2 protein-coding genes are annotated in these 1,323 nt (G+C 56.4%); both read left to right on the forward strand.

Annotation, left to right across the window (positions count from 1 at the left end):
- Positions 1-202: MobC family plasmid mobilization relaxosome protein (locus tag BFF42_RS17530; RefSeq protein ID WP_119180159.1), on the forward strand; the 202-nt coding region annotated here is incomplete at its 5' end.
- Positions 192-1,323, forward strand: a 1,132-nt coding sequence (gene mbeA, locus BFF42_RS28610) for a plasmid mobilization relaxase MbeA (RefSeq protein ID WP_146759054.1), incomplete at its 3' end; no start/stop codon positions are given. The genes BFF42_RS17530 and mbeA, both read left to right, overlap by 11 nt.

Here is a 1,323-nt window from a genome sequence, read left to right on the forward strand (position 1 = left end):
GCTGCCGACACTGGCACCGCCGTTACTGCGTCAGCTGGCCGCCATCGGGAATAACCTGAATCAGGCAGCGAGGAAGGTGAACAGCGGGCAGTGGTCTTCCGGTAACCGGGTTCAGGTGGTGGCCGCACTGATGGCCATCGGGGATGAGCTGCGCCGGCTGCGTCTGGCCGTCAGGGAACAGGGGACGCGGGATGATAGTTAAGTTTCATGCCCGGGGAAAAGGCGGTGGCCGTGGTCCGGTTGATTACCTGCTGGGAAGGGAGCGTAACCGGGAAGGGGCAACGGTGCTTCAGGGTAATCCGGAAGAAGTCCGGGAACTCATCGATGCCACGCCATTTGCGAAGAAATACACGTCCGGTGTTCTCTCGTTCGCGGAGAAGGCGCTGCCAGCGGGAGGACGTGAAAAAGTGATGGCGAGTTTTGAGCGTGTACTGATGCCCGGTCTCGAAAAAAATCAGTACAGCATCCTGTGGGTGGAGCACCAGGACAAGGGACGGCTTGAGCTGAATTTTGTTATTCCGAACATGGAGCTACAGACCGGAAAACGCCTTCAGCCGTACTACGACCGGGCAGACAGGCCGAGAATTGATGCCTGGCAGACGCTGGTGAATCACCATTACGGGCTGCATGACCCGAACGCCCCGGAGAATCGCCGGACGCTGACACTCCCTGATAACCTGCCGGAAACGAAACAGGTGCTTGCTGAGGGCGTTACTCGTGGGATAGACGCACTTTACCATGCCGGAGAGATAAAAGGCCGTCAGGATGTGATTCAGGCGCTCACAGAGGCGGGGCTTGAAGTGGTCAGGGTGACGCGAAGCAGTATCAGCATTGCAGACCCGAACGGCGGGAGGAACATCAGACTGAAAGGAGCGTTTTATGAGCAATCTTTTACAGACGGGCGCGGAGTTCGAGAAAAAGCTGAAAGAGAGAGCCGAATCTACAGAGAAAATGCTGAACGACGAATTCAGGAAGCTCGGCGAATCTGTAAGCGAGGCTGTGACCTCAAACGAGACGAAAATCAAAGGCGCTATAGCCCAGTTTACGGCCTCGACGGAGGAATCGCTGAAAAAACACCGGGAAGGGGTGAAAGAGGCGATGATGCAGCACCGGAAGGACATGTTAAAGCTGGCAGGGAGTTCGGGTATGAGGTTGCTGGGGATAGTCTTTCTCCTGTTTACCGCGAGTGGTGGGACGCTCTGGTATCTCGGCGGGAGGATACAGACGAACCTGGAAGAAATCAGGGTACAGGAAGAGACATTGCGGAAACTGAACGCGAAGACATGGGGCGTGCGTTATCACGAGGGGAGCAACGGACGTTTT

This window comes from Shigella sp. FC1661 (genome assembly GCF_001712525.1).
GTDB classification, from domain to species: domain Bacteria; phylum Pseudomonadota; class Gammaproteobacteria; order Enterobacterales; family Enterobacteriaceae; genus Escherichia; species Escherichia coli.